At 61.8% G+C, this 26,482-nt stretch carries 21 protein-coding genes and 1 riboswitch; of the genes, 11 read left to right on the forward strand and 10 right to left on the reverse strand.

What is annotated here, in order from left to right; genetic code table 11:
* Positions 1-115: 115 nt before the first annotated feature.
* The 3 genes from ABVQ20_RS13800 to ABVQ20_RS13810 form a co-directional block, all read right to left on the reverse strand.
* Complete coding sequence (locus ABVQ20_RS13800; protein WP_435528416.1) at positions 116-1,246, reverse strand: efflux RND transporter periplasmic adaptor subunit; 1,131 nt, start codon at positions 1,244-1,246, stop codon at positions 116-118.
* A 74-nt stretch (positions 1,247-1,320) separates the two neighbouring features.
* Complete coding sequence (locus ABVQ20_RS13805; RefSeq protein WP_354460054.1) at positions 1,321-1,929, reverse strand: TetR/AcrR family transcriptional regulator; 609 nt, start codon at positions 1,927-1,929, stop codon at positions 1,321-1,323.
* A 187-nt stretch (positions 1,930-2,116) separates the two neighbouring features.
* Positions 2,117-3,757, reverse strand: coding sequence for an acyl-CoA synthetase (locus ABVQ20_RS13810; protein WP_354460055.1), 1,641 nt, complete (start codon positions 3,755-3,757; stop codon positions 2,117-2,119).
* A 186-nt stretch (positions 3,758-3,943) separates the two neighbouring features.
* Between ABVQ20_RS13810 and ABVQ20_RS13815 the strand changes: the two genes are divergently transcribed.
* The 3 genes from ABVQ20_RS13815 (at position 3,944) to ABVQ20_RS13825 (ending at position 7,534) form a co-directional block, all read left to right on the forward strand.
* On the forward strand, positions 3,944-4,900 hold the full coding sequence (locus tag ABVQ20_RS13815; RefSeq protein ID WP_354460056.1) for a sugar-binding transcriptional regulator: 957 nt from the start codon (positions 3,944-3,946) through the stop codon (positions 4,898-4,900).
* 86 nt (positions 4,901-4,986) lie between these two features.
* Positions 4,987-7,041 (forward strand): bifunctional aldolase/short-chain dehydrogenase, encoded by a 2,055-nt coding sequence (locus ABVQ20_RS13820; RefSeq protein ID WP_354460057.1) that lies wholly within the window; start codon positions 4,987-4,989, stop codon positions 7,039-7,041.
* 4 nt (positions 7,042-7,045) lie between these two features.
* Positions 7,046-7,534, forward strand: a complete 489-nt coding sequence (locus tag ABVQ20_RS13825; protein ID WP_354460058.1) for a GNAT family N-acetyltransferase — start codon at positions 7,046-7,048, stop codon at positions 7,532-7,534.
* 68 nt (positions 7,535-7,602) lie between these two features.
* Here ABVQ20_RS13825 and ABVQ20_RS13830 read toward each other — a convergent pair whose 3' ends face one another.
* From ABVQ20_RS13830 to ABVQ20_RS13840, 3 genes are all read right to left on the reverse strand, one after another.
* Positions 7,603-8,655, reverse strand: coding sequence for a substrate-binding domain-containing protein (locus tag ABVQ20_RS13830; protein ID WP_354460059.1), 1,053 nt, complete (start codon positions 8,653-8,655; stop codon positions 7,603-7,605).
* 45 nt (positions 8,656-8,700) lie between these two features.
* Positions 8,701-9,696, reverse strand: a complete 996-nt coding sequence (locus ABVQ20_RS13835) for an ABC transporter permease (protein ID WP_354460060.1) — start codon at positions 9,694-9,696, stop codon at positions 8,701-8,703.
* Positions 9,697-9,778: 82 nt separating this feature from the next.
* Positions 9,779-11,290, reverse strand: coding sequence for a sugar ABC transporter ATP-binding protein (locus tag ABVQ20_RS13840; RefSeq protein WP_354460061.1), 1,512 nt, complete (start codon positions 11,288-11,290; stop codon positions 9,779-9,781).
* Positions 11,291-11,425: 135 nt separating this feature from the next.
* On the opposite strand from ABVQ20_RS13840, the gene mtnK reads away from it, so the two are divergent.
* The 3 genes from mtnK (at position 11,426) to ABVQ20_RS13855 (ending at position 14,693) form a co-directional block, all read left to right on the forward strand.
* Positions 11,426-12,697: an S-methyl-5-thioribose kinase gene (gene mtnK, locus ABVQ20_RS13845; protein WP_354460062.1), complete on the forward strand. Its 1,272-nt coding sequence runs from the start codon at positions 11,426-11,428 to the stop codon at positions 12,695-12,697.
* Positions 12,694-13,788 carry an S-methyl-5-thioribose-1-phosphate isomerase gene (gene mtnA / locus ABVQ20_RS13850; RefSeq protein WP_354460063.1) on the forward strand — a complete coding sequence of 365 codons (1,095 nt, stop codon included), beginning with the start codon at positions 12,694-12,696 and terminating at the stop codon, positions 13,786-13,788. The genes mtnK and mtnA overlap by 4 nt, the downstream gene beginning before the upstream one ends.
* A gap of 209 nt (positions 13,789-13,997) precedes the next feature.
* Positions 13,998-14,143: riboswitch (FMN riboswitch) on the forward strand.
* Between the two features lie 76 nt (positions 14,144-14,219).
* Positions 14,220-14,693, forward strand: coding sequence for a 6,7-dimethyl-8-ribityllumazine synthase (locus tag ABVQ20_RS13855; protein WP_354460064.1), 474 nt, complete (start codon positions 14,220-14,222; stop codon positions 14,691-14,693).
* Positions 14,694-14,738: 45 nt separating this feature from the next.
* Here ABVQ20_RS13855 and ABVQ20_RS13860 read toward each other — a convergent pair whose 3' ends face one another.
* The gene (locus ABVQ20_RS13860; RefSeq protein WP_354460065.1) at positions 14,739-16,658 is read right to left on the reverse strand and encodes an autotransporter outer membrane beta-barrel domain-containing protein; all 1,920 of its coding nucleotides are present in this window, start codon (positions 16,656-16,658) and stop codon (positions 14,739-14,741) included.
* 156 nt (positions 16,659-16,814) lie between these two features.
* Positions 16,815-18,692 (reverse strand): autotransporter outer membrane beta-barrel domain-containing protein, encoded by a 1,878-nt coding sequence (locus ABVQ20_RS13865; RefSeq protein WP_354460066.1) that lies wholly within the window; start codon positions 18,690-18,692, stop codon positions 16,815-16,817.
* Between ABVQ20_RS13865 and ABVQ20_RS13870 the strand changes: the two genes are divergently transcribed.
* The 5 genes from ABVQ20_RS13870 to fba all read left to right on the forward strand — a co-directional run bounded on the left by ABVQ20_RS13870 (position 18,691) and on the right by fba (position 24,085).
* Positions 18,691-18,864, forward strand: coding sequence for a hypothetical protein (locus tag ABVQ20_RS13870; RefSeq protein WP_354460067.1), 174 nt, complete (start codon positions 18,691-18,693; stop codon positions 18,862-18,864). The two genes, ABVQ20_RS13865 and ABVQ20_RS13870, sit on opposite strands and share 2 nt — an antisense overlap.
* Before the next feature lie 137 nt (positions 18,865-19,001).
* On the forward strand, positions 19,002-19,721 hold the full coding sequence (locus ABVQ20_RS13875) for a FadR/GntR family transcriptional regulator (RefSeq protein ID WP_354460068.1): 720 nt from the start codon (positions 19,002-19,004) through the stop codon (positions 19,719-19,721).
* Positions 19,722-20,298: 577 nt separating this feature from the next.
* A complete protein-coding gene (locus ABVQ20_RS13880) occupies positions 20,299-21,576 on the forward strand; it encodes a DUF4238 domain-containing protein (RefSeq protein ID WP_354460069.1) in 1,278 nt (425 codons plus the stop codon).
* 595 nt (positions 21,577-22,171) lie between these two features.
* Positions 22,172-22,495: a hypothetical protein gene (locus tag ABVQ20_RS13885; RefSeq protein ID WP_354460070.1), complete on the forward strand. Its 324-nt coding sequence runs from the start codon at positions 22,172-22,174 to the stop codon at positions 22,493-22,495.
* A gap of 525 nt (positions 22,496-23,020) precedes the next feature.
* Positions 23,021-24,085: a class II fructose-bisphosphate aldolase gene (fba, locus tag ABVQ20_RS13890; protein WP_354460071.1), complete on the forward strand. Its 1,065-nt coding sequence runs from the start codon at positions 23,021-23,023 to the stop codon at positions 24,083-24,085.
* A gap of 134 nt (positions 24,086-24,219) precedes the next feature.
* Here the strand turns inward: fba and ftsZ are convergent, their stop codons facing one another.
* Together ftsZ and ABVQ20_RS13900 are read right to left on the reverse strand one after the other, a co-directional pair.
* Positions 24,220-25,248, reverse strand: coding sequence for a cell division protein FtsZ (ftsZ, locus tag ABVQ20_RS13895; protein ID WP_354460072.1), 1,029 nt, complete (start codon positions 25,246-25,248; stop codon positions 24,220-24,222).
* A 230-nt stretch (positions 25,249-25,478) separates the two neighbouring features.
* On the reverse strand, positions 25,479-26,420 hold the full coding sequence (locus tag ABVQ20_RS13900; RefSeq protein ID WP_354460073.1) for a GntR family transcriptional regulator: 942 nt from the start codon (positions 26,418-26,420) through the stop codon (positions 25,479-25,481).
* Positions 26,421-26,482 lie beyond the last annotated feature (62 nt).

Genomic DNA, 26,482 nt, shown 5'->3' on the forward strand with positions numbered 1-26,482 from the left:
CGCGATGGGACGCGGGAATTGATGCGCGGGGGGTCACATCAATCGAGCGCCTCGGTTCGAGCGTCCGCCGCCCGGAAACCAGCGGCTGCGGGAACGCGCAGCCGGTTGCCTGTCCTCAGCGTAACTGCCTGGTGTTGCCGCTATCGTCTTCCGCCGAGGCGGATTGCAGCGCGGTGTCGCCGGCTAGTTTCACTTTCAGATTCTCGGTCATGAATTGCGTGCCGGCCGCGACCACGACATCGCCGGGTTTCAGCCCTTCGGCAACGCGCACGCCATCGGCGGCGAACTCCGCGACCTTGACCGGGCGGGCATGTACGGTGTCGGCGCCGCGATCGACGGTCCAGACGATCGGCTGGCTGTCCTTCTGCGCCAGCGCGCTCAGCGGGATCGAAACAAGCTGCCTTTCATTGGTGGCGGAGGCTTCAATATTGGCGGTCATGCCGAGCAGGACTCGCGCATCGTTGGGCAGGCTGACGCGGACCGCGAAGGTGCGCGACTGCTGGTCGGCACTCCCAGCGACCTCACGAACCTTGCCGTCGAGCGCCAGTGCACTGTCCGACCAGAACGCGGCCTTGACGATTTTGCCTGGCTTGAACTCGGCGATCTCCATTTCCGGCACGGCGATCAGCACTTCCTTTTCGCCATCGACGGCGACCGTCACGACCGGCGTGCCAGTGCCGACAACCTGCCCGACATCGGCGGCGACCGCGGTGACGATGCCGTTCCTGTCCGCCTTGAGATCGGTGTAGCCGACCTGGTTTTTCGCCTGGTCGAGCGATGAGCGAGCGGAGTCGCGGGTGGCAACAGCCTGGTCGTAGCTGAGCGTCGCCTGGTCGAGCTGCGACTTCGGCGCGAAATTCTTGGAGAACAGCTGCTCGGCGCGATGGCGGGCAAGATCGGCGGTCTCGACCTGCCGTTCGGCGGCATTCAGGTTGGCCTCGGCGCTTTTCACCGACAGTTGGTAGTCGGTGGCATCAATGCGAGCCAGCACATCGCCGGGCACGACACGCTGGCCAATGTCGACAAGCCTCTCCGTGATCTTGCCGTTGACCCGGAAGCCCAGGTTCATCTCCGTGCGGGCACGCACCGATCCCGAATAGGACAGCTGGCGGGTATCGTGCGCCTGGGCGATCTCGACGACCTTGACCGGGCGGATGATGTCCTTGACCTCGGTTTTCTCCTGGCTGCAGCCGGCAAGTCCAAGCGCCGCGACGATCAAGCCGGCGGCCGGCAGCTTGCGGATGATGGAATGAGACAAAAACACCTTGGCACTCCCGAACTGGAGATGAACTGTCGATACCGACGCCCGGCGGGCGGCGGCTATTTCTTCAAGGCCTTGATCGCATAATCGATGAGGTCGTCGGGCATCGCCCGATTGGTCTTGGCGAGACACTGCGCCACCATCTGCGGATGGCAAAGAATGACGGTGGCCGCGCCGAAGCAGCGCGACGCGACCACCGGGTCCTGTTCCCTGAACTCGCCGGCTTCGATGCCGTCGCGGATCACTTCGGCAAAGAGATCGTGGATGCTGTCGATGTGCTTGTCGATCACGCCCCAGTCCCGTTCGAGCGCGACGATGACCATCTCATGGACCTTCTGGTCGTCGAGCATGACCTCCAGCGTCATCTTGTATTGCGCCTGCACGTAGCGCCGAAGCCGCTCCTCCGCGCTGATCGGAAGCCGAGAAATCTCGTAGGCCATCTTGTAGCTCGCGCCGAGCATTCGACCGCAGACGGCCTGGTGGATTTCCACCTTGGAGGCGAAGAAGCGGTAGATGTTGGCCGGCGACATGCCGAGCTCACGGGCGATGTCAGCGACATTGGTCTTGCCGTAGCCATAGTGCCGGAACAGGCGCTCGGCGCAGTCGAGGATGCGCGTCACATTTTCCTGCCGGGCGGCGTCGACGACTATGTTGGCGGCTTCGGACATGGTGCTTTCGTTTGATAACTGACGAATTTCAATTTTCGTCAGTCGTAAATCGAAATAGGCGACGTGTCAACGCAAAATCGATGTACGCGTACGATTGGTGACAGATGGTGACATCCGATAGACGTCACAAAGCGGCCCGAGGATGCGGACCGCTTGAAATATTTCCGAAGAAGGTTGTCGGAGCCCCTCAGGCGACCTTGGCCATTTCCCGCAGCCGGAACTTCTGGATCTTGCCGGTCGAGGTCTTCGGGATTTCGGCGAAGATCACCGCTTTCGGCACTTTGAAACGGGCGAGCAGCGCGCGGCAATGCTCGATGATCTCGGCCTCAGTCGTCGCCTTGCCGGGCTTCAGCTCGACATAGGCGATGGGCACCTCGCCCCATTTGTCGTCGGGCCTGGCGACAACGCCGCAGGAGGCGACCGAAGGGTGCTTGTAGAGCGCATCCTCGACCTCGATCGACGAGATGTTCTCGCCGCCGGAGATGATGATGTCCTTGGAACGGTCCTTGAGCTGGATATAGCCGTCGGGATGCATGACGCCGAGATCGCCGGAATGGAACCAGCCGCCAGCAAAGGCTTCGTCGCTCGCCTTGCGGTTCTTCAGATAGCCCTTCATGACGATGTTGCCACGGAACATGACCTCGCCGATGGTTTCGCCGTCGGCCGGTGTCGTCCGCATCGTCTCGGGATCCATGACGGTCAGGCCTTCCAGTGCTGCATAGCGCACGCCCTGCCGTGCCTTCTTGGCGCTGCGCTCGCCCTTCTCCAGATCGTCCCAAGCCCCATGCCATTCGTTGACGACCGCCGGGCCATAGGTCTCGGTCAAGCCGTAGAGATGGGTGACGGCAAAGCCGGCATCGGCCATGCCCGACAGCACGGCTTCCGGCGGCGGCGCGGCGGCGGTGTTGAAGGTCACCGTCTGCGGAAACGCGCGCTTGTCCTCGTCCTTCGCGTTGATCAGCACGGACATGACGACGGGCGCGCCGCAGAGATGCGTGACGCCATGATCGGCGATGGCGTCGTAGATCGGCTTCGGCCGCACCCAGCGCAGGCAGACATGGGTGCCGGCCTGGACGGCGAGCGTCCACGGAAAGCACCAGCCGTTGCAGTGGAACATCGGCAAGGTCCACAGATAGACGGCATGCTTGGCCATGCCGGCATGAATGGTGTTGGTGTAGGCCATCAGCGCCGCGCCACGATGGTGATAGACGACGCCCTTCGGATTGCCTGTCGTGCCGGATGTGTAGTTGAGCGAAATCGCATCCCACTCATCGTCGGGCATCGCCCAGGCGAAGTCCTCGTCGCCACCAGCGACAAAATCCTCATAGTCCAAGGTGCCGATCCGCTCGCCCTTCGGATAGGGTGCGTCGGCGGCGTATTCGGGATCGTCATAGTCGATGACCAATGGCTTGACCTTGGCCAGCGCCAGCGCCTGCCTGACGACGCCGGCGAATTCGCGGTCGACGATCAGCACTTTGGTCTCGGCATGATCTAGCTGAAAAGCGATGACCGCCGCATCGAGCCTTGTGTTGAGCGAATGCAGCACCGCCTTGGTCATCGGCACGCCGAAATGCGCCTCGAGCATCGGCGGCGTGTTGGACAGCATGACGGTGACCGTGTCACCCTTGCTGATGCCACGCTTGTGAAGCGCCGAGGCGAGCTTCAGCGAACGCTGCCAGAACGTGCGATAGTCGATGCGCTGGCCGCCATGGATGATGGCGATATGGTCGGGATAGGTTTTTGCAGCGCGCTCCAGATAAGTGAGCGGCGTCAGCGGCTGATGGTTGGCCGCGTTCTTGTCCAGATCCTGTTCGTAAGGATTGCCCATCCTGTTCTCCCCATTTTATCGAAGACTTCTAACCACACGCTCGGGCCACGTCACCACCAACGATGCCACGGTAGAGCGCATTTGGCACAATGATCATCTGGATTCAGCAGGCGAGAAGGTATCGTATACCCCCGCGCGGTTTGACTTTTGTCGAGCACCGTGAATAATGTCAGCCGAGGAGATGGCATGGCAATCCGACCGGCAGAACAACTCATCCACAAGGCCGCGTGGCTCTACTATGCGCATGGCCTGCGGCAGGACCAGGTGGCAAGCCAGCTTAACATTTCCCGCGCCTCGGTCGCCATGTATCTGCGCAAGGCGCGCGAGACCGGCATCGTCAACATCTCGACCTCGACCCAGCTCTTCACGGACGATGTCCTGGCACGCAAGCTGGAAGACGCGCTTGGGCTCGATGCCGTCTGGGTCGCCCCGGAAAATGCCGACCCTTCGACGGAAATCGCCGTGCTGGCGGCGAGCGTCTTCCTCGAACTGGTCAAGAAGGGTGACCGTATCGGCGTCGCCTGGGGCCGCACCGTCTATACGATCGCCGACATCATGTCCTATGCCGACCTGCAGGATGTCACGGTGGTGCAGCTCTGCGGCAATCTCGGCGCCCCCTACTCATATCGGCCCGACCAATGCACGATGGAAATCGCCCGCCGGCTCAACGCCAAGGGCCTGAATTTCTACGCGCCGCTGGTGCTGTCGACGGAAGAGCTGGCGCGGGCGCTGCGTGCCGAACCGGTGATCCGCGAGCAACTGGCGGGAGTGCGTGAATGCGACCTGGCGCTGTATTCCGTCGGCACCATCGACGCCGACAGCCATGTCGTCAAATGCGGCGCGCTGACGGCTGAAGAGATGACGGCACTGCGCGAGATCGGAGCAGCCGGCGTCATTGCCGGGCAGATCATCGACGCCAAAGGCGATGTGCTCGACTGCAGCTACAACCGCCGGGTCATCTCCGCCGAGCTTGCCTCGCTGCGCGCGATCGCCAAGCGGCTGATGGTCGTGCAGGAAGACAACAAGTTCGAGCCGCTTCTGGCAGCGATCGCCGGCGGCCTCTGCACGCATCTGGTGATCGGGGGGCGCATGGCGCAACGATTGCTGGACCATGCCGGCGCGGCGGAAAAGACACCCGGATAGGCACAATTCCCGCCGCCGGCGCCCTGTCATCAAGGCGTCGCGGCAATGCTGTTTCACCATCACAATCGGAAATCGGACGAGCGAATATGAAGAACCTGTGGAATGACGTCGACGCGGAGAAGATGGTCGCCGACTATGCGAAGAAGGGCGTCAGCCGCGACCTGGCGCTGCGCGTCTACACGACCCGGCTGCTGGGCGGAGAGCCGCGCCTGGTCCTGCATGGCGGCGGCAACACCTCCTGCAAGACCACGGCGACCGACCTTGTCGGCGACCGGTGGGATGTGCTCTGCGTCAAGGGCAGCGGCTGGGACATGGGCGTCATCGAGCCGCAGGGCCTGCCAGCGGTCAAGCTTGGCGCGCTGCTGAAGGCCCGCTCGCTGAACAAGCTCGCCGATGAGGACATGGTTGCCCTGCAACGCGTGAACCTCATTGATCCGTCCTCGCCCAACCCTTCGGTAGAGACGCTGCTGCACGCATTCCTGCCGCACAAATTCGTCGACCACACCCATTCGACGGCCATTCTCGCCATCGTCGACCAGGAAGACAGCAAGGCGCTGGTGAAGACGGTGTTCGGCGAGAAGATGGGCTACGTGCCCTACATCATGCCCGGCTTCGACCTGGCGAAGGCGGCCGCCGACATTTTTGACGCCGATCCGTCGGTCGAGGGCCTGATCCTCGACAAGCACGGCATCTTCACCTTCGGCGATGACGCCAGGCAAGCCTATGACCGGATGATCCATTATGTGAACGTCGCCGAGGAGTTCATTGCGCGGAGCAGCAAGCCGAAGGCGGCCAAGGCGGCGTTGCCGGCGAAGCTCACGACACCCGCCGCCCTTGCGCCGATGCTGCGCGGTGCCGTGGCGGTGGCACGCGGCGAAGGCCGCTTCGACCGCATGATCAGCGACTTCCGCACCTCGGATGCGATCGTCGATTTCATCAATTCCGCTGATATCGCCGACTTTGCCGCACGCGGCGTGTCGACGCCCGACCTGTCGATCCGCATCAAGACCGGACCGATGGCGGTGCCGGCGCCAGACGCGGACAAGGCTGGCGACTACAAGGCTGTGATCAAGAGCCACGTCGACGCCTTCGCCGGGGAGTATCGCGCCTATTTCGAGACCAATGACGCCCTCGACGACGTCAAGCGCACCATGCTCGACCAGATGCCGCGCCTGACGCTGGTGCCGGGCCTCGGCATGTTCGGCCATGGCCGCACGCTGAAGGACGCCAGGATCGCCTCAGATGTCGGCGAAATGTGGATCGAAGCCGTGCGCGGCGCCGAAGCTGTCGGCCGCTTCCATCCGCTGTCCAAGGCCGACCTGTTCCCGCTCGAATACTGGTCGCTGGAACAGGCCAAGCTTGCCTCCAACAAGCCGAAGCCGCTGACCGGCCAGGTGGTGCTGATCACCGGCGGCGCCGGCGCGATCGGTGCGGCGACCGCAAAACTGTTCGCCGACAATGGCGCGCATGCTATCGTTGCCGATCTCGACGCCGAGAAGGCCGCCGAGACCGCGAAAAAGGCCGGCAACAACTCGATCGGCATCGGTGCCGACATCACCGATCCTGCACAGGTACGGGCTGCGTTCGACAAGGCCGTCGCCGTGTTCGGCGGCGTCGACATCCTGGTTTCGAATGCGGGTGCGGCCTGGGAAGGCCGGATTGGCGAACTCGACGATGCACTTCTGCGCAAAAGCTTCGAGCTCAATTTCTTCGCCCACCAGTCGGTGGCGCAGAATGCCGTGCGCATCATGCTCGAACAGGGCACCGGCGGCGTGCTTTTGTTCAACACCTCCAAGCAGGCGGTCAATCCGGGCCCGAAATTTGGCGCCTATGGCGTGCCGAAGGCGGCGACGCTGTTCCTGTCCAGGCAATACGCGCTCGACTACGGCGCCCACGGCATCCGTTCGAACGCCGTCAACGCCGACCGCATCCGCTCGGGCCTTTTGACCGACGCCATGATCGCCAGCCGCTCGGGCGCGCGCGGCGTGTCGGAGAAGGAATACATGTCCGGCAATTTGCTCGGCCAGGAAGTGACCGCGCAAGACGTGGCGCAGGCCTTCCTGCATCATGCGCTGGCCGAGCGCACCACCGCCGATGTGACGACGGTCGACGGCGGCAACATCGCAGCGGCTCTGAGGTAGCGTCGTGAGCGCGTCGGTCCCCACTGGGAAGGTGTCCGACAGCCTTGAAATCAAGGCTATTCAGGCTGCCGATCTGCCAGTGCTGGCCGCACTCTATCAGCATCTCAATCCCGGCGACGTCATCGTGCCGCCGGAGCAAGCGGAAGCCATTCTTGAGCGGTTTGCAGCCTATCCCGGCAGCGTCGTGCTTGGCTGCTGGAATGATGGGGAACTCGTGGCGTCCTGCACGCTTGTGGTCATTCCCAACTTAACCAGAGGCGGGATGTCCTATGCGCTGATCGAGAACGTGGTGACGGCCGCCTCCCATCGCAAACGCGGCTTCGGCCGCGCGCTGCTTGAACGCGCGGTTTCGATTGCCTGGGAGCAGGACTGCTACAAGGCCATGCTGCTGACCGGCTCAACAGAGCCGGCAACGCTTGCGTTCTACAGAGGCGCCGGTTTCGAGCAGAACAAGACCGGCTTCCAGATCAGGCGGCCGCCGGCCAGAGCCTGATATTGGCCCTCCTCGTAAAAGGGCCTCGCGAACGGCGAGGCCCTTTTTGTCTTGAAACAGCCTGCGCCTTACTTGGCGTTCGGGTTCGGCATCCAGGCCGGCATCGCGACATCGGCATGAGCGAACTGCGGCAGCTTGGCCGACAGGTCTTCCATGTTCTTGATGTCCTTGTCGACCAGTTCCTTCTGGGTGATCAGCGTCGGCGGCACGACGACGTTGTGGCCGGGATCTTCACCGGCCAGCAGCTGCGCCAGTGCGCGGACCGAGACCTGGCCGACGACGGCCGGGTTGGTCGCGGCGGTCGCAGCCCAGGCACTGTCGGGCTCGCGCATCGCTGATATGTCGGACGTCGAGATATCGGCCGAATAGATCTTGATGCCCTTGTTCAGACCGGCTTCGTCGACAGCGATCTTCACGCCCTTGGCGAACTCGTCATAGGGGGCAAACATCACCTTGATGTCAGGGTGAGCCGACAGTACGGAGCGAGCCTGGTTGGCGACGGAATTGGCGATCGGATTGTCCAGCGTGCCGAACATCGCGACTTCCTTGATGCCCGCGTATTTCTTCTTCACATCAACCCAGGTCTCGTTGCGGCGATCGAGCGGTGCGATGCCGGCGACATAGACATAGCCGGCGTTCCAGCTCCCGCCATTGTCCTTGACCGCCTGCTCGAGCGCGAGCCGCGCAAGGTCTTTATCCGATTGTTCGATCTGCGGGATCTTGGGGTTTTCGACATTGACGTCGAAAGCCACCACCTTGATGCCGGCATCGACAGCGCGCTGGGCGGCGTCCTTCATCGATTCCGTCAGGCCGTGCTGGATGATGATGCCCTGCACGCCGAGCGCGATGGCCTGGTCGACCATGTCGGACTGAAGGGCAGCGTCCTGGCGGCTGTCGAGCACGCGCAGGTCGATACCGAGCGCCTTCGACTGTGCCTCGACGCCCGACAGATAGGCCTGGAAGAAGTCGCCGGTCGAGAGATAGCGCACCAGCGCGATCTTGACGCCAGGCTTGTCGAACGGCGCCGGCTTGTCCGCGGCCAGCGCCGGGAACTGCATCAGCATCGTTGCGCCGGCCAACCCGAGCGCGACCTTCCCCAGAACTCTTCTTGTGATGTTCATCTTGTTTCCTCCACTGTTGAAATCAAATTCAAATCGGCAGCAATTCTAGCTCTTGCCCCTGCCGGAAAGGGCGAAGGTGAAGACAAGGGCGATGACCAGAACCACGCCCTTGACGAAATCCTGCGTGTAGTAAGGCGCGTTCATCATGGTCAGGCCTTGCAGCAAGATGCCGACGAACAGCGCGCCAACGGCGGTGCCGAAGGCGTTCGGCTTGGCGGCGCCAAGCACCGCGTAGCCGATGAGCGCCGCGGCGACCGCATCGAGCAGCAGATTATTACCCGAGGCGATGTCGCCGCGTCCAAGCCGGGCGGCGAGCAAAATGCCGCCGATCGAGGCAAAAACACCTGAAATAATGTAGGCCCAGATCTTGTATGCCTTGACAGGCGCGCCGGCGAGTTCGGCTGCGCGCTCGTTGCTGCCGACGGCGTACATCATGCGGCCGAAGCGGGTGTATTCGAGGAAGAACCAGATCAGCACGGCCAGCACGAGCAGCACGACGACCGATACCGGAATAAGGTTCGGGATGAAGAAATCGAAGCGGTGGCGGCCAAGCGCCAGGAAGGCGTCGGAGAATTTGCCGTTGGCGACCGAACCATCGGGCATGGTCATGCCGGTGGCGATCGAGCGGCCCTCGGTCGGGATGCGCTGCAGGCCTACAAGCAGGAACATCATGCCGAGCGTCGCCAGCAGATCGGGCACGCGCATATAGACGATGAGCCAGCCATTGATGAGGCCGACAACGGCGCCGATCAGCAGGCAGACGACGACCGCGACAACGGCGTTCTGCTCCAGCACCACCATGACATAGGCCGCCGCCATCATGGCGGAGGTGGCGACAGAACCAATCGAGAGGTCGAAGCCGCCGACGACCAGCGTGGCGGTGACGCCGAGCGCCAGCACGCCGGTGATGGCGACCGACTGGAAGATGAAGACGGCACTTTGCGGCGAAACGAAACCGTCGGCGGCGATCGCGAAATAGGCGACGAGGCCGAACAGCAGGACGAGGAACCCATAACGGATGGCGTAGTCGCGCAGCGTCATTCAGCGCTCCCGCGCGCCGCTGCCGTCTTTACCCAACTCGAACCCATGGTCTCTCCATTCCAATTCCCATTCATCGCCACACTCAGGCGGCGCTGTGCAGTGGCCCGCCGGCAACCTCGGCCAGCAGGCGATCGAGATCGACATCGGCATTGCGATGCTCGCCGACGATCGTTTGCTCCGACATCACCAGGATGCGGTCGGCCGTCTCCAGCGCTTCATCGAGTTCGGTGACGAACAACAGCGTCGCGCGGCCATTGGCGCTTGCCCTGAGCTTGGCAGCGATATCGCGCCGGGCCGAGATATCGACGCCTTGAAACGGCTCGTCGAGGATGAACAGCGCAGCATTCTGCGCCATCCAGCGGGCGACCATCACCTTTTGCTGGTTGCCGCCGGACAGTGCCGACAGCTCGTCCTTCTCGGAGCGGCAGACGATGCCGAGTTCCTCGATCTGCCGGCGTGCGGTGGCGCGTTCGAGCCGACGCTTGAGAACGCTGAGGTTCGACATGCGCTTCAGGAACGGCAGGCTGACATTGCGCTCGATGTTGAAGCCGCCGACGATGCCGCTGGTCGCTCGATCCTTGGCGACGAGGAAAACACCGGCGGCGATCGCGTCGCCGGCAGATCGCGGCGCGTAGGGCTTGCCGTTCATCGTCATGGTCCCGGCGAGCGGCCTTCGCACGCCAAACAGCGTCTCGGCGAGCGCCGTCTTGCCGACGCCGACGAGACCGGTGATGGCAACGACCTCGCCGTCACCGAGCGTCAAGGAAATCGGCCGGGCGCCCTGTGCGATACGCAAGCCCTCGATCGCCAGGACCGCCCTGGCCGAATCCCTGACGACGATCTGGTCGAGATGGATCTTGCGGCCGAGCATGGCATTGACCGCGCCTTCATAGTCGAGCGGCCTGGAGTCGAAGACGCCCGATATGATCCCGTCGCGCATGGAGACAATACGGTCGGCAAGCCGCCTGATATCCGACATGCGGTGCGAGATGTAGAGGATCGTCACGCCTTGCTCGCGCAACCGGTCGACCAGCGCGAACAGCCGATCGGCTTCAGCACTTGAGAGCGACGAGGTCGGCTCGTCCAGGATCAGCACTTTCGGTTGATGCGCAAGCGCGCGAGCGATCGCCACCATCTGGCGATCAGCCAGCGAAAGAGCGCTGACGCGGGCCTTGAGGTCGATGGCCAGACCCATGCGGTCGGCAACAGCCTTGGCCTCGCGGCGTACACGAGCCGGATTGAACAGGAACGATGCGCCGCTGCCGCTCAGCCGGTCCAGCGTCAGATTGGTTGCCACGTCGAGGTCGGCGACGACGCCGTCATTGATATTCTGGTGCACGGTGACGACGCCGGCGCGGATCGCCTCGGCCGGCGTGTTCGGCGCGAAGTCCTGCCCGGCGAGAGCCATGGCGCCGCCGCCGCGTTCGTAGACGCCACTGATGATCTTGACGAGGGTGGATTTGCCGGCGCCGTTGGCGCCCATCAGCACGGTCACTTCACCGGCATGCAGCTCCAGCGAGACGCCACCAAGCACCTCGTTGCGGCCAAAGGATTTCCTCAGTCCCTCTACGCGGAACACGGCATTGCCGACCATGCGTTCCTCCCTGACCACGACGCTATGGTCAATATCGGCAATTGTCAACACGATTGACAATTGCCAGACAGCTTCCTAGCTTGGCCCCGCTGCCATGCCTCCGTTATGTTCGGAGCGCATACGCTAGGGATGACGATGACGCAGAAACTGCCGTTCGAAGCACTATCGATCGAGACGCTCTCGACCCGCCTTGGCGACAACGAGGCGCTGCGCGCGCGGATCGGCAAGGACACGACACGTTGGAAGGTCCGCGAGGTCGGCGACGGCAATCTGAACCTGGTCTTCATCGTCGAAGGCGCCAGCGGTGCCGCCGTGGTCAAGCAGGCATTGCCCTATGTCCGCCTCGTCGGCGACAGCTGGCCGCTGCCCTTGAAGCGCTCGTTCTTCGAATATCACGCGCTGACCAGGCAAGAGGCGCGCGCGCCGGGCTCCGTGCCGGCGATCTACTATTTCGACGAGATCCAGGCGCTGATCATCATGGAATATCTGTCGCCGCACATCATCCTGCGGCGGGCATTGATCGAAGGCCGGCAGCTTCCGAACATTGCCGGGGATATCGGCCTGTTCATGGCCCGCACGCTGTTTCGCGGTTCCGACCTGCACATGGCGGCCAAGGACCGCAAGGCCGACCTGGCGCTCTTCGCCGACAATGTCGAGCTCTGCGACATCACCGAGAACCTTGTGTTCTCCGACCCCTACTTCGACGCAAAAATGAACCGGCATACGTCACCCCAACTCGACGCCCTGGTTGCCGAACTGCGTGCTGATCGCGACCTCAAGGTGGAGGCGCAGCGGCTGAAGCACATCTTCGCCGCCAATGCCGAAACGCTGTTGCATGGCGACCTGCATTCCGGCTCGATCATGGTCACCGACAAGGAAACCCGGATGATCGATCCGGAGTTCGCCTTCTACGGCCCGATGGCCTTCGATGTCGGCATGCTGCTCGCCAATTTCTGGATGTCGTTCTTCTCGCAGCGCGGGCATGAGCAGAAGGGCAAGCGCGATGCCATGCGCGCCTATCTGCTCGATGTCATCGTTGAGACATGGGCGGTGTTCCGAACCGAGTTCTCGCGTCTGTGGCGCACCGAGCGCACCGGCATGCTCTACCAGAAGAGCCTGTTCGAGGACCAGGGCGACAGGTTGGGCGCCGAGCAGGCACTCGACCATGTCCTGCATCAGATCTGGACCGACCTGCTCGGCTTTGCCGGCATAGAGGTGCACAGGCGCATCCTCGGCCTCGCCCACAATGCCGATTTCGAAACCATTGCCGACGAGGATTTGCGCGCCAGTTGCGAGGCTAAGGCGCTGAAATTCGGCCGTCACATCGCCGTCAACCGGCGCCAGATCCACAGCATCGACGAGGTCAACACTCTGGCCGAACTGATCGAACAGGAGAACGGAATTTGAACGTCGGCGACCGCCATTTTCGAACCATCTGGCTGAGCGACGACGGGCGTTCGGTTGAGATCATCGACCAGCGCTGGCTGCCGCATGATTTCCGCATCGAGACGATCGGCACCGTTGCCGGCATCGCCACCGCCATTCGCGACATGTGGGTGCGCGGCGCGCCGCTGATTGGCGTCACCGCCGCCTATGGCGTCGCCATGCAGATGGCTGACGATCCGTCGGACGAAGCGCTCGATGCGGCATGGGAAACACTGCACGAGACGCGCCCGACCGCGATCAATCTGCGCTGGGCACTCGACGAGATGCGGCGTTTCCTCAAACCTCTTGCTCCTTCGCAGCGCGCGGAAGCGGCTTACAAGCGTGCGGCCGAGATCGCCGACGAGGATGTCGGACTCAACCGCGCCATCGGCGAGAATGGTCTCGCCATCATCAAGGCCATCGCCGCGCGCAAGCAGCCGGGCGAGACGGTCAACATCCTCACCCACTGCAATGCCGGCTGGCTGGCGACCGTCGACTACGGCACGGCCACATCGCCGATCTATCTCGCTGTCGAAGCAGGCATACCCGTCCACGTCTATGTCGACGAAACGCGCCCGCGCAACCAGGGTGCCCAGCTGACCGCCTGGGAGATGGCGGGACACGGCGTGCCGCACACGCTGATCGTCGACAATGCCGGCGGCCATCTGATGCAGCGCGGCGCAATCGACATGGTCATCGTCGGCACCGACCGCACCACCGCCGATGGCGATGTCTGCAACAAGATCGGTACCTACCTCAAGGCACTCGCCGCCGCCGACAATGGCGTGCCGTTCTATGTCGCCCTACCCTCGCCGACCATCGACTGGACCGTGCATGACGGGCTGACCGAGATCCCGATCGAGCAACGCTCGGCCGACGAGGTGTCGCTGGTCTGGGGCAAGACGGTCAGCGGCGAGATCGCCCAGGTGCGCATATCGCCGGAGACGACGCCCGCGGCAAACCCGGCCTTCGACGTGACACCGGCGCGGCTGGTCACCGGGCTGATCACCGAACGCGGCGTGGCGAAGGCCTCACGCGAGGGGTTGAAAGCGATGTTCCCAGAGCGCGGATAATCTCTGCCCTCGAGGGGGAGATGGCCGCGAAGCGGTCAGAGCGGGTCGTCTCACATAGATCGCCGAGTTCGCTTTTCGCTACAGAAGGACGTTGGCGCGTCACGCGGAGCGACCCCCTCTGTCGCCTTGGCGACATCTCCCCCTCAAGGAGGGAGATCAACAGCGGCAGCAGTTGACAGCGCCGCCCTGCCCTTCCATACAAACCACGTTAATGTTCTCAGGGCGGGGTGAAAGTCCCCACCGGCGGTAAGGGTTTAGACCCAAGCCCGCGAGCGCTTTCCAGTTGTCGGGAAGGTCAGCAGATCCGGTGCGATTCCGGAGCCGACGGTTAGAGTCCGGATGAAAGAGAACGAACGGAAGACGGACCGCCCCGGCGGACCGGATTTCGTATCGTGCGTCCTGATTCTGGTTCGAAACGGAAGGATGGACCCATGAATCAGCATTCCCAGAAAGACTACGAGACGACCCGCATTGCCGTCATTCGCGCGCGCTGGCACGCCGATATCGTCGACGAGTGCGTCAAATCCTTCGAGGCGGAAATGGCCGTGCTTGGGGGCAGTCGCTTTGCCGTCGATGTCTTCGACGTGCCAGGCGCCTACGAGATCCCCCTGCACGCGAAGACCCTTGCCGACACCGGCCGCTACGCCGCGATCCTCGGCACCGCCTTTGTCGTCAATGGCGGCATCTACCGGCACGAATTCGTGGCCAGCGCGGTGATCGACGGCATGATGAACGTGCAGCTGTCGACCGGCGTGCCGGTTCTGTCGGCGGTGCTCACCCCGCTCAACTATCACGACAGCGCCGAGCATCACCGCCTCTTCTTCGAGCACTTCACCGTCAAGGGCAAGGAGGCGGCAAACGCCTGCGTCCAGATCCTTGCCGCGCGCGAGAAAATCGCGGCCTAACCAGCTGCCGCCGGGTGGGGAAACCCACCCGGCGCTTCGTTCGGCCTACAGCTTCAAGTCGAAATTGATCTTGAAGGCGTGTGACTGGGTATCCTTGGCGATCTGGCCGGAATAGGCAGCGCCGAGCGTTGCGTTGGACGACAGGGAGACATCGAAACCGGCTTCCAGCGCCAACGCGTCACGGGCAATCGGCACACCGGCGCTGGCGAAGGAGGCTCCACTGCCGAAGGCAAGCGTGGTGGTCGGCTGAACATCGCCGTAGGCGTGCTGCCAGCCCAGCATGCCATGCAAAGCGGTCATGCCGGTCCCGAACCGGGTCGATGCGCGCAGGCCCAGGGTCGAGAACGTGTTTTCGCTCGACGCACCCTGGCTGGTCAGGGCCGATGTGGTGCCGCCGGTTTCGGCAAAGCCATCCGCGCTGGCATGCACATAGGCCAGGTTGGCAAAGGGCTCGAAGGCGCCCAGGCTCGTGTCAAACCGGTATGCCAGTTCGCTGAAAGCCTGCGCCGTCTCGGCTCTGTAGCCCGCCGACAGCTGTTCGCTGAAGGCAGGAAACACGACGTCGCGCTTGGTGCCGATATCGTGCCAGCCATAGATGGCGCCAGCCCTGAAGCCGAGCGCGCCCATTTGCGTGCCCGCATAGACGCCGAGATCGTAATTGTCGCTGGTGCCCGACGAAGCGCGGTCGGAAACGTCGAAATTCGTGCGGCTGTAACCGCCGAGCACGCCGACCCGCCAGTCGCCGACCGGAATGTCCGCGCCGCCGACGAAGCCCGCGGTCGTGCGGTTGAAATCGGTGGCGTAGCCCGAGCCCTTGATGTCGCCAGTCATGGCCAGCGCTTCGCTCCAAATCACGATGCCGCCTGCGGTGGCGGGCGCGGCGTGCACGCCGGTGGCATCGATGGCAGCGGTGGTCATGGACACGTCGTCGGCATCGAAGGCCGAGCGGAGCCGACGGTTTGCCGAATCCCGGGCGAAACGGCTGTCATCGACGAGCGCGCCGAGGACGTCGGCATGAACTTCGCCGGAAAGCGCGTTTCCGTAGGGGCGCAGATAGCGGTAGAAGCCTACTGCCTCCACGGACGGGTCGCTCTCCAGCGCTTCCCGGTTGAGGATGTACATCGACCAGCCATCCTTGGTCTGGTTGAAGGAAAGCCCTTCGACTTCCTGCTCGCCCGCAATCTTCAAATTGCCGAGGATCTCGACTTCGCCGGTCTTGAGATTGGCGCGATAAATCGTCTTCTCGTCATTGTCGGTCGAGAAATACATCCAGCCGTCGAGGAGTTTGCCGCCCTGCGCCTGGTCGATGGTATGCGACAGCGGGATGTATTCCTTGAAGCTCCAGTCCGACAGATTGTAAACGGCGATTTCCGTCGCGTTCTCATAGGCCATGCCATAGCCGAGGCCGTTCTTGGCATCGACGGCGACCCAGCTGGCGATGTCATGGGTGCCATTGGGCGGATTGAGCGAAAAGGCCTGGCCGGTAAAGCTCATATCGCTCGCGCGATAGACCGCGAAAACCGGGTGGTCATATTTGCCTCCGGTGATCGGGTCGCGCTTGCTCGTGTCCAGCGAAATGTAGAGGAGCCCGTCGGCATAGTCGATGTCGCCAATATGGTTCAGCCCCAGGCTGGAGAATTCAGACGGAAGCTGGAGAGCGAGCGGGATGGCCGGCGAGACAGTCAATGACGGGTTGTAGTTCTTGTCGGTGCGCTCGAGGATATTGGTGCCGGAAAAGTACCAGTTCGTTCCATCCGTCGTCACGCCCTGCTGCTTGGAGGTTATCGCGTCGCCGGTAAAGGTCGTCTTTTCGACCATGATCCAGGGCTCGACGGCAAGCGCCGGGATCGATGTCATGGCGAGGGTGCCGGACACGAGGATGCAGGATGTTATGGTTTTCGGGAGGCCAGCCATGGCCGCCCCCTTCAGGGCGGCTTTGCTCGCGCGATCAATGATTGAAGACATTCTGTTGTGTTCCTGTTGGCAGGCTGTGATCGATTGTTCGGCGCGCACGACATCGACCAACGACAGCGGCGCCGTCGGCGATGGCAGGTCCGAGATTTTTGCTTCTTCGGGTGTTATTTACGCGGGTGGGGAAACCCACCCGGCGTTTCGTTTGGCTTACAGCTTCAGGTCGAAGTTGATCTTGAAGGCGTGTGACTGGGTATCCTTGGCAATCTGGCCGGAATAGGCAGCACCAAGCGTTGCGTTGGATGACAGGGAAACATCGAAACCGGCTTCGATAGCCAACGCGTCACGGGCGATCGGCACGCCCGAGGTTGTGAAGGACGATCCGGTGTTGAAGGCCAGGTTGGAGACCGGAATGACGTCGCTGTAGGCGTGCTGCCAGCCCAGCATGCCGTGCAGGGTTGTCTTGGGCATGCCCCCATCAAATTGGGTCGAGGCACGAACGCCGAAGGTCGAGAAGCTATTTTCCGTCGTCATCTTCTGGCTGGTCAGTGCCGACGTCGTGCCGCCGGTCTCGGCAAAGCCATCAGTATTCAAATGGACATAGGCAAGGTTGGCAAAGGGTTCGATGGCATTGCGGCCGATGTCGAGCCGGTAGGCCAGTTCACCGAAAGCCTGCGCCGTCGCGGCCTTGTAGTTGGCGGAGAGCGATTCGCTAAAAGCTGGGAAGACGACGTTGCGCTTCGTGTCGATGTCGTGCCAGCCATAGAATGCGCCGGTACGGAAGCCCAGCGCACCCCATTGCGTGCCAGCATAGATGCCGAGATCATAATTGTCGCTGGAGCCGGACGAGGCGCGATCGGTGACATCAAAGCTCGAATGGCTATAGCCGCCGAGCACGCCGAGCCGCCAGCTTCCGACAGGTGCGTCGGCGCCGCCAACGAAGCCAGCGGTGTTGCGGCCGAAGTCCGCCGCGTAGCCGGAGGCCTTCACATCGCCAGTCGTCGCAAGCGCTTCGCTCCAGATGACGATGCCATCGGCGTCGGCAGGTGCGGCATGCAGGCCTTTGTCGTCGAGGGCGGCGGTCATCGAAGGTGGCGTGGCCACCGCATCGAAGGCTGACCGAATTCGGCGGTTTGCCGCATCGCGTATGAAACGGCTGTCCTCGACAAGCGCACCATTGATGTCGGCATGGATCTCCCCGGAAAGCGCGTTTCCAAAGGGGCGCAGATATTGGTAAAAGGCGACGGTCTTGTCTTCATTGGGCCCGTCCAGATGTTCCCGGTTGAGGACGTGAAGTTTCCAGCCGTCCTTCGTCATCTTGAAGGCAAGGCCTTCGGTTTCCTGCCCGTCCGGAGACTGCAGATTGCCCAATTTCTCGACTTCTCCGGTCTTCAGATTTGCCCGGTATATTCCGTTGGTTTCGTCATTTGCGGAAAAATACATCCAGCCGTCGAGGAGCTTGCCGCCCTGTGCCGCGTCGACGGTCTGCGACAAGGGGATGTATTCCTTGAAGCTCCAGTCCGCGAGATTGTAAACCGCCAGCTCCGTGGCGTTATTGTACGCCATGCCGTAGCCGAGGCCATTCTTGGCATCGACTGCCACCCAGCTTGCAATGTCAATGGTGCCGGTGGGCGGATTAAGCGCAAAGGCCTTGCCGGTATAGCTCAGGTCACTTGCGTTATAGATCGCAAAAACAGGATTGTTGTATCTGTATCCAGTGACAGGGTCTGCGACGCTTGAATCCAGCGAAATATACAGAAGCCCGTCGGCATAATCGATGTCACCGATGTGGTTCAAGCCGGCGTCGGAGAATTGGGACGGAATCTCCAGCACATGTGGAATGCCGGGCGCCGCAACCAGGTTGCGATTGTAGTTGCCGTCGGTGCGCTCGAGAATATTGGTGCCGGAGAAATACCAGTTCGTGCCGTCTGTCGTCACTCCCTGCTTCTTCGATGTTGTGGCATCGCCGGTAAAGACCGTCTTTTCGACCATGATCCATGGCTCGACGGCAAGGGCCGGCATCGACGTCATGACGAGAGCGCCAGACACGAGGATGCAGGATGTTATGGTTTTCGGGAGGCCAGCCATGGCCGTCCCCTTCAGGGCGGCTTTGCTCGCGCGATCAATGATTGAAGACATTCTGTTGTGTTCCTGTTGGCAGGCTGTGATCGATTGTTCGGCGCGCACGACATCGACCAACGACAGCGGCGGCGTCGGCGATGGCAGGTCCGAGATTTTTGCTTCTTCGGGTGTTATTTAAACAGTAATTTATCGGCCGCTCTGGCCGCTGGTTCAACGATGTGCTCACTAGGGGGAGCGCGTGACAATCATATGAATAATGGGAACAATATGAAAAATTCAGCCGCCCGCCCAAGGGCATCCCGGATGACATCGCGCATGACGGGCTCGTCCTCCGGCCTTCATGCCAGGCTGCTCAACGAAATCGGCCAAGGCATCGTGCGCGGAGAATTCGTTCCCGGCGACCAGTTGCCGAATGGCGACGACTGGAGCGCCTCGTTCGGTGCGAGCCGCACGGGCCTGCGCGAAGTCGTCAAGGTGCTGGCGGGCAAGGGCATGGTGGAGATGCGCCCCCGGACAGGAACACGCGTGCGGCCTCGCAAGCACTGGAACTTCCTCGATCCCGACGTGCTGATGTGGCGTTTCGGCGCGAGGGCGACCGCCGAGGACGCGCGCTCCCTGTTCGAGTTGCGCCGCGCCATCGAGCCGATGGCCGGCGCGCTGGCGGCGGAGCGCGCTACGCCGGAGCAGATCGCCGAATTGAAGGCCATCCTTAAGGAGATGGAAGAGGCCGGCGACGACGGCGAGCGCTTCGCCGTACCCGATCTCGCCTTTCACCAGGCAATCCTGCATATGTCGGGGAACGAGCTGATCGGTTCGCTCGCCGCCTTGATCGAGACCGCGCTGGTGATCAGCTTCCGGCTTTCGGATGACAGTCCCGCAGGACAGCGTCAATCGCTCAAACTGCATCAGCGGATCGTGGAAAGCATCGAAAAGCGCAATCCCACCGCCACCAGCAAGGCACTGGTCGCCCTGCTGGATGGAGCGGAGGAAGACGTGCGGCTTTCCTTGGCGGCAAGGACTGGCAGGCAGAAGTAGGGCCACGCAGCCGAAAGCAAGATCCAGACACCCGTCAGCGGCTGTCCTGGATGTCATGTAACGCGCAAGATCGGATGGCATTGGGCGGCAACAGCGATAGAAACGGCCTGGAAGACGATGCTGACGGTCTCGAACTTCCGAGCGGCGATCGAGGTTTTCGCCGACCCGGCCGCCGCGATCCGGCGCGGCCGGGCTATCGCTTTCCTTACGCCGACCGCCGACACCTGGTGCGGGCGGTCGTGAAATCTGCGGCTGGGGGCGCGGAATGGTGGATGGTCAGCTTCCATCTCAAAGCGCTAAGGAAGCGCTCGCCGTCATTGAGCGCGCATAAAGGTTGGGTGCGTTGTTGAAATGAAACGGCGCGGAGGGTCGTCAACTCCCTGGCAGGTCCGGAAATCGTCCTGGCGCCTAAGTGCAATGTAGTGGGACATCCACCTCGTGGTGAGTTTTCCGGATCATCCAGTCGTTCTTCGGGTCCTTTAGGCCCGGGCTCAATTGCAAGCCATCCTGCAATCGTCCTAGCTTAGCCCCTCCCGGTATTCTGCGGACCAGGTTCACCGTACAGGGCAGGACTGAATTGAATTATCGCGAAAACCATTACGTTCCGTGTTGGTATCAAGAGCGTTTTTTACCCGTCGAGGGCGAAAAAAAGTTCCGATACCTGGACCTGAGACCTGCCCGTATTCCCGACCAAAACGGAGTACTTCGCCCGACCAAAAATCCAAGGCGCTGGGGGGCCGCGTCCTGCTTCAAGGAGACCGATCTGTACACAGTCAAATATGGACAACAGGAATCGACCGACATTGAGAAGTTTTTCTTCGGAAAGGTCGATGACGAGGGTCGTCATGCAGTCGATTTTTTTGCCCAATATGAGTCATTCAACGATTATCGGGGACGGGTACCACCAGAAAGGATATTTCGCTCCTTGCTCACCTACATGAGCGTTCAGAAATTTCGCACGCCCAAAGGATTGCTCTATCTCTCGGCGCTGCTGAAAGTGTCGGCCAAAAACACCCTTTTGGACGAAATGCAGCGGTTGCAAAATCTACATAGCGCAATTTGGACCGAGAGCGTTTGGGTTCTTGCTAACGCAGACAGCACTGCCACAAAGTTCATTGTGACGGACCATCCTGTCACCGTTTATAATCGTGAGTTTTTTCCAGACGGCCTTTCAGCAAGACGGCATTCAGATCCGGATATCTGGATGAACGGTACGCATACCCTTTTTCCCTTGAGCCCTACGCGCATTCTAATCATGACCAATTTATCATGGGCTAGGAACCCTTACGGCAATGCGAACAAACCGCGTCCAAATCCAAGCCCTTTCCGGACTGCGATGTTCAATTTTACGGAGATCCAGACCGGCAGGCAGCTCGACGAAGTCGAAGTGAACCAGATCAATTTCATAATGAAGCGCAGGGCGCACCGCTACATTGCCGCAGCGCAAGAGGAATGGCTCTATCCCGAGCGCAAAATCCCGACGGATCACTGGCGAAAACTAGACGACCGATATTTGCTTATGCCGGATCCCCGCTGTTTGTACCTCGGTGGCGCAACCCTTATCGGTTACGGAGGCGGTCGCAGTGAGGCTTTCGATGAATACGGCCATCGTCCGTGGCAAAAAGAATATCGCCAATCAGCTGATGCCGTCGAGTCACGCACTCTCTACGCTTTTCAAGGGGAATACGCCCGTCTGTTTGGGCCTATGCGGAGGGGCACAAGCGATGCGCTTGGCGGTAAAAGAGACGACATTGATAGCCCGGAATATCACCGGTACCATCTAGATCTTGAAGAGGGCCATATGCCTCGCGGCTTCAAACCTCGACGGGAAGCCCGTGCAATAAAGCGAAATTGATACTGCAGGCTTTTTGAGCCGTTTCTAACTGCTCGATGGCTTGGCACGCAGAGGTGGCTCCTAGCGCGTCCTACCCCGTTCAAAACCGACGCGCAGGCCCCGTGTAATGCGCAAGATCAGATGGCATTGGGCGGCATTTTCCGGGAAACGCCCGGAAAGCATGGCATTCAGCGATGGCAGCAACAGAAGGCAGCCGGAAAACCGAAAAACCGCTGCGCAACTTCGTTTGCCACCACGGAGGCACGATCGCGCAAGATCGAATGGCATCGCCTAGTGCCCCGCTCGCCGTCGTGTTGGCAACCACCGTGATGCGCGCTCCCGAGTGGCCGCACTGTTGGCAAGTGATCTCATCCGAGATGACGTTCAAACGGTTGATGTAAATGAAATCCTCGCCGAAATGAGCATCAGTTTGCCGAGGTCCGGCGGCCGGCCGTGTCCGGCGTTGGGCGCTCGGCAATAAGGCGATAGTTCAGCAGGGGGAGAACACCAATGCTGGTTGGTTTTGCCGTGGCCGCCAAGCCCAGGATATCGCGCGGCCATCTTCAGAATGAGGCGTACGATAATCCGTGACGATTCGACTGCCAGGGAGGAACAAATGCCAATCGGACTAGCGGTGGAGTACCTGCATAAGTTGCGCAGAGAGGCGATCAATGCGGAAGCGGGCAATGTAAAAGGTATCACGCGTTGTTTGCAGATGAACATTGGGAAGTCGCGTGACCTTTTGGAAACCACGGAGGCCACGAATGCAGCTCTAGCTCACCTTCTGGAGGCGGGGAACGCGCTTATCTGGGAGCTTGCGCCTATTTCAAAACAGACCGCTGCGCTGAGGAAAGACAAGATTGCTGACTTGAGGCACGCCTTTGAAACGGCGTTAAACATGGCCATTGAGGAAGTTAGAAAGGCGAAGCCGAAAGCCTAGGCTGCGCTCTGCTTCCAAAGCTCATACCGACCGAACTTCAAACCCCGGTCGGAAACCACGTCCGAAGCAGGGTGGTTTACGGTGAGGTAGAGAGCTCATCAAAGCATAAGACTGTGATTGATGATGCTCAATCGATTGCGGAGCCTATCCTCCGACTCAGGTCGAAAGAGGTGCCGAACCCGATTTCGACGCCCGCGATTTGGGTGATTTTGGATATGCACCCGGATGAACGTTTCACTAGCGGGGGAATCCGCTGTCGTCAGAGTCTCCGTCCTTGAGGCAGATGCTGACGGACTGTCAAATGAAGTTGCGCAGAGGTGCCAGCTGATTTTGCGCGCGGTTCGACGCGCCGGCGGCAGTTTGGATGTCACACTGCTGTCAGCCGCGCTTGTGTAACAAGAATTGCTCCGGGCAGGACGCCGGACTGTTGCGGTTCCACCGAAATCCGGCCAGAAGCATCGACGGGCTGGCCGGCAACCGGCAGTCCGCGACATTGCGCTGAAACCAGATACGGGAGACTATTGGGTGGCTCGCATAACACTGAGACAATTGCTCGATCACGCCGCCGAATACGGCTACGGCGTACCCGCTTTCAACATGAACAATATGGAACAGGGCCTCGCCATCATGGAGGCGGCAGAGGAGACCAAGTCACCGGTCATCCTGCAGGCGAGCCGTGGCGCCCGCGCCTACGCCAATGACGTGGTGCTGGCCAAGCTGATCGACGCGCTGGTCGAAATCCACCCCGACATCCCGGTCTGCATGCATCTCGACCACGGCAACAACGAAGCCACCTGCGTCACCGCGATCCAGTACGGCTTTACCTCGGTGATGATGGACGGATCGCTGAAGGAAGACGGCAAGACGCCGGCCGACTATGCCTACAATTCAGGCATCACGCGGCGCGTCGTCGACATGGCGCATTGGGGCGGTGTCTCGGTCGAAGGCGAGATCGGCGTGCTGGGATCGCTGGAGAGCGGTGGCGGCGAGCAGGAGGACGGCCATGGTGTCGAAGGCGCTGTCAGCCACGACCAGCTTCTGACCGATCCTGAGCAAGCGGTGGAGTTCGTCAAGGACACCCATGTCGATGCGCTGGCGGTTGCCATGGGCACCAGCCACGGCGCCTACAAATTCTCGCGCAAGCCGGACGGCGCGGTGCTGGCCATGAACGTCATCGAGGAAATCCACCGCCGCCTGCCCAACATGCATCTGGTCATGCACGGCTCGTCCTCGGTGCCCGAGGACCTGCAGGAGATCATCAACAAATATGGCGGCCAGATGAAGCCGACATGGGGTGTGCCGGTCGAGGAAATCCAGCGCGGCATCAAGCATGGCGTGCGCAAGATCAACATCGACACCGACAACCGCATGGCGCTGACCGGCGCGATCCGCAAGGTGCTGACCGAGAATCCGAGCGAGTTCGATCCGCGCAAATACCTGACGCCGGCTATGGCGGCGATGCGCAAGCTCTGCAAGGAGCGCTTCGAGCAGTTCGGCACCGCCGGCAACGCGCAGAAGATCAAACCGCTGCCGGTCGCCGAAATGGCCAAGCGCTACAAGTCGGGCAGTCTCGACCCCAAGTTCGGCTGAACCGGCAGATCGCCAAGCTACCGCACGACCGAAGAGAAAGAGCCCCTGGGCTCTTTCTCCCACTCCACGTCCAAGCCTATTGGCTCACTGGTCGGGAAATAACGCGCCGGGCCTTAGGCTAGCCGCGGCAACGCCTACTGCAGGATCCGCTGCTGGTGCTGGCCTGAATGTCCCTGCACGAAGTCGGCGTCGTCCTCAAACGGACGATCCAGCCCGGTCGCCACGACCGACACCCTGAATTTGCCTTCCAGATTCTTGTCGAAGATGGCGCCGACGATGATGTCGGCGTCTTCATAGACTTCCTCGCGGATGCGGGTGGCGGCCTCGTCGACCTCGAACAGGGTCATGTCGCGGCCGCCCGATATCGAGACCAGGACGCCCTTGGCGCCCTTCATCGAGGCTTCATCCAGAAGCGGGTTGGCGATCGCGGCCTCCGCCGCCTTGATGGCCCGGCTTTCGCCCGACGCCTCGCCGGTACCCATCATCGCGCGCCCCATGCCTCGCATGATCGATTTCACGTCGGCGAAGTCGAGATTGATCAGGCCTTCCTTGACGATCAGGTCGGTGATGCAGCCGACACCGGAATACAGCACCCGGTCGGCGATGACGAACGCATCGGCGAAGGTGGTCTTGGCATCGGCGATCCTGAACAGGTTCTGGTTGGGTATGACGATCACCGTGTCGGCGGCCTCGCGCAGTCGCGCGATGCCTTCCTCGGCCATCTGCATGCGCCGCTTGCCTTCGAAGGCGAAGGGCTTGGTGACGACCCCGACGGTCAGGATGCCGGCCTTGCGCGCGGCATGCGCGATGATCGGAGCGGCTCCCGTTCCCGTACCGCCGCCCATTCCGGCGGTGACGAAGCACATATGCGTGCCCTGGAGGTGGTCCATGATCTCGTCCAGCGATTCCTCGGCGGCGGCGCGGCCGATCTCGGGAAGCGATCCCGCGCCCAACCCCTCGGTGATATGGGCGCCAAGCTGGATCAGCCTCGTCGCCTTCGACATCGCCAGCGCCTGGGCATCGGTGTTGGCGGCGATGAACTCGGTGCCCTGAAGCTGCTCGGTGATCATGTTGTTGACGGCATTGCCGCCGCCGCCACCCACGCCGATCACGGTGATCTTGGGTCTCATCTCGGAGATTTCCGGCTTCTTGAACTCGGCCATTGCCTCTTCTCCTTCGCCGATCGCCTACGGCTCGCTAACAAATTCTGTCCGGAAACTGCAACCGAACGGAAAGCAGCGCGACCCGAATCAGGCCGCCCGGATGGGTGCCCCAAAAAGCCAGAGAGCGGCCGCCCGCGCAAGTACGGGCGATTCAACATTTGTAATCGGACACTGCATCTGACAGCGCCACATCGGCTCGCACGGTCGCCAAGCCTGGAAATCCCGCCTTTTCAGGCTGTGCGTGGCGGCGATGCGAATTCCGACGCCTGCCGCAGATGCTGGCGAAGCAGGGCCTCCGCCCACTCGATCCCTCCCGCTTCGACGGCATCGAGAATGGCGAGATGTTCGCGGCAGGACCGTTCGAGCCGCTCTCTGGGCAATTGTTCGAACCCGGCCGATTCCTGCAGCCGGCGCAGATTGTTCTGCTGACGCACGGCGTCCGCCAGGAAACGGTTGCCCGAGCATGCCGCCAACCCCTCGTGAAACGACGCGTTGACCCGGAACCATTCATCGCCGCCGGTCAGCGGCTTTCCGTCCAGTATGGTGGACAGGATACGCTCATGCGCGCGGCGGACGGGCGCCAGTTGCCGCGGGTCGGCGCGGAACGTCAGTGAGCGCAGTGCCGCGCATTCGACGGCGATGCGGAATTCGTAGCTTTCCCGCTGGGCGGCGTCGCCGACCAGCGACTCGGCGAAGCGCCAGCCATGCCCCGGCAGCCGCTGCGCCAGGCCCTCCGCGGCAAAGCGCAGCAACAGCTTCCGGATCACGCCGCGTGAAACCTGATAGCGCGGCATCAATTCCGCTTCGGAGACGTCCTGGGGCAGGTCTCCCAGCGAACGATCCTTCATCATCCGGCGATAGAGATCCTCGATCGGCGAGTTCGGCAGGATGGTTTCCGGGTCGAGATCGGCGACATCCAGCGCCAGTTGCAGCCCCCTCGTGTTGGACCCCGTCAGGATGCCCTGCGCCGCCAGCAACTCAAGTGCGGCACTGATCGGGGAACGCGACACACCGAATGCGCGGGCAAGATCCGGCACGGAAATACGGGTTCCCACCGTCCAGCCCGAATCGCGGATTCTCTCAAGGATTCGGCGCGCCAAATCGATCTGCAGAGGGCTCGCGGATCCCGCCGACATCGGTTGGGCGATCTTATCCTGGCTTATGCGGCTCATATGCCCTCTCTGTCATAGTTCGCATTATAGAGACTTCAACGGCGGCTTTAAGTGGATATGTC

The sequence above is a fragment of the Mesorhizobium shangrilense genome, assembly GCF_040537815.1.
In the GTDB taxonomy this organism is placed as follows: domain Bacteria; phylum Pseudomonadota; class Alphaproteobacteria; order Rhizobiales; family Rhizobiaceae; genus Mesorhizobium; species Mesorhizobium shangrilense.

What these genes read in the sequence shown, in the direction of transcription:
- ABVQ20_RS13870 (WP_354460067.1), top strand. Translation starts at nt 18,691, where the DNA reads ATGGCCGTCCCCTTCAGGGCGGCTTTGCTCGCGCGATCAATGATTGAA.
- ABVQ20_RS13835 (WP_354460060.1), bottom strand. Translation starts at nt 9,696, where the DNA reads ATGACGCTGCGCGACTACGCCATCCGTTATGGGTTCCTCGTCCTGCTG.
- ABVQ20_RS13855 (WP_354460064.1), top strand. Translation starts at nt 14,220, where the DNA reads ATGAATCAGCATTCCCAGAAAGACTACGAGACGACCCGCATTGCCGTC.
- ABVQ20_RS13900 (WP_354460073.1), bottom strand. Translation starts at nt 26,420, where the DNA reads ATGAGCCGCATAAGCCAGGATAAGATCGCCCAACCGATGTCGGCGGGA.
- ABVQ20_RS13885 (WP_354460070.1), top strand. Translation starts at nt 22,172, where the DNA reads ATGCCAATCGGACTAGCGGTGGAGTACCTGCATAAGTTGCGCAGAGAG.
- ABVQ20_RS13810 (WP_354460055.1), bottom strand. Translation starts at nt 3,757, where the DNA reads ATGGGCAATCCTTACGAACAGGATCTGGACAAGAACGCGGCCAACCAT.
- mtnK (WP_354460062.1), top strand. Translation starts at nt 11,426, where the DNA reads ATGACGCAGAAACTGCCGTTCGAAGCACTATCGATCGAGACGCTCTCG.
- ABVQ20_RS13875 (WP_354460068.1), top strand. Translation starts at nt 19,002, where the DNA reads ATGACGGGCTCGTCCTCCGGCCTTCATGCCAGGCTGCTCAACGAAATC.
- ABVQ20_RS13815 (WP_354460056.1), top strand. Translation starts at nt 3,944, where the DNA reads ATGGCAATCCGACCGGCAGAACAACTCATCCACAAGGCCGCGTGGCTC.
- ftsZ (WP_354460072.1), bottom strand. Translation starts at nt 25,248, where the DNA reads ATGGCCGAGTTCAAGAAGCCGGAAATCTCCGAGATGAGACCCAAGATC.
- ABVQ20_RS13820 (WP_354460057.1), top strand. Translation starts at nt 4,987, where the DNA reads ATGAAGAACCTGTGGAATGACGTCGACGCGGAGAAGATGGTCGCCGAC.
- ABVQ20_RS13805 (WP_354460054.1), bottom strand. Translation starts at nt 1,929, where the DNA reads ATGTCCGAAGCCGCCAACATAGTCGTCGACGCCGCCCGGCAGGAAAAT.
- ABVQ20_RS13830 (WP_354460059.1), bottom strand. Translation starts at nt 8,655, where the DNA reads ATGAACATCACAAGAAGAGTTCTGGGGAAGGTCGCGCTCGGGTTGGCC.
- ABVQ20_RS13865 (WP_354460066.1), bottom strand. Translation starts at nt 18,692, where the DNA reads ATGGCTGGCCTCCCGAAAACCATAACATCCTGCATCCTCGTGTCTGGC.
- ABVQ20_RS13860 (WP_354460065.1), bottom strand. Translation starts at nt 16,658, where the DNA reads ATGTCTTCAATCATTGATCGCGCGAGCAAAGCCGCCCTGAAGGGGGCG.
- ABVQ20_RS13840 (WP_354460061.1), bottom strand. Translation starts at nt 11,290, where the DNA reads ATGGTCGGCAATGCCGTGTTCCGCGTAGAGGGACTGAGGAAATCCTTT.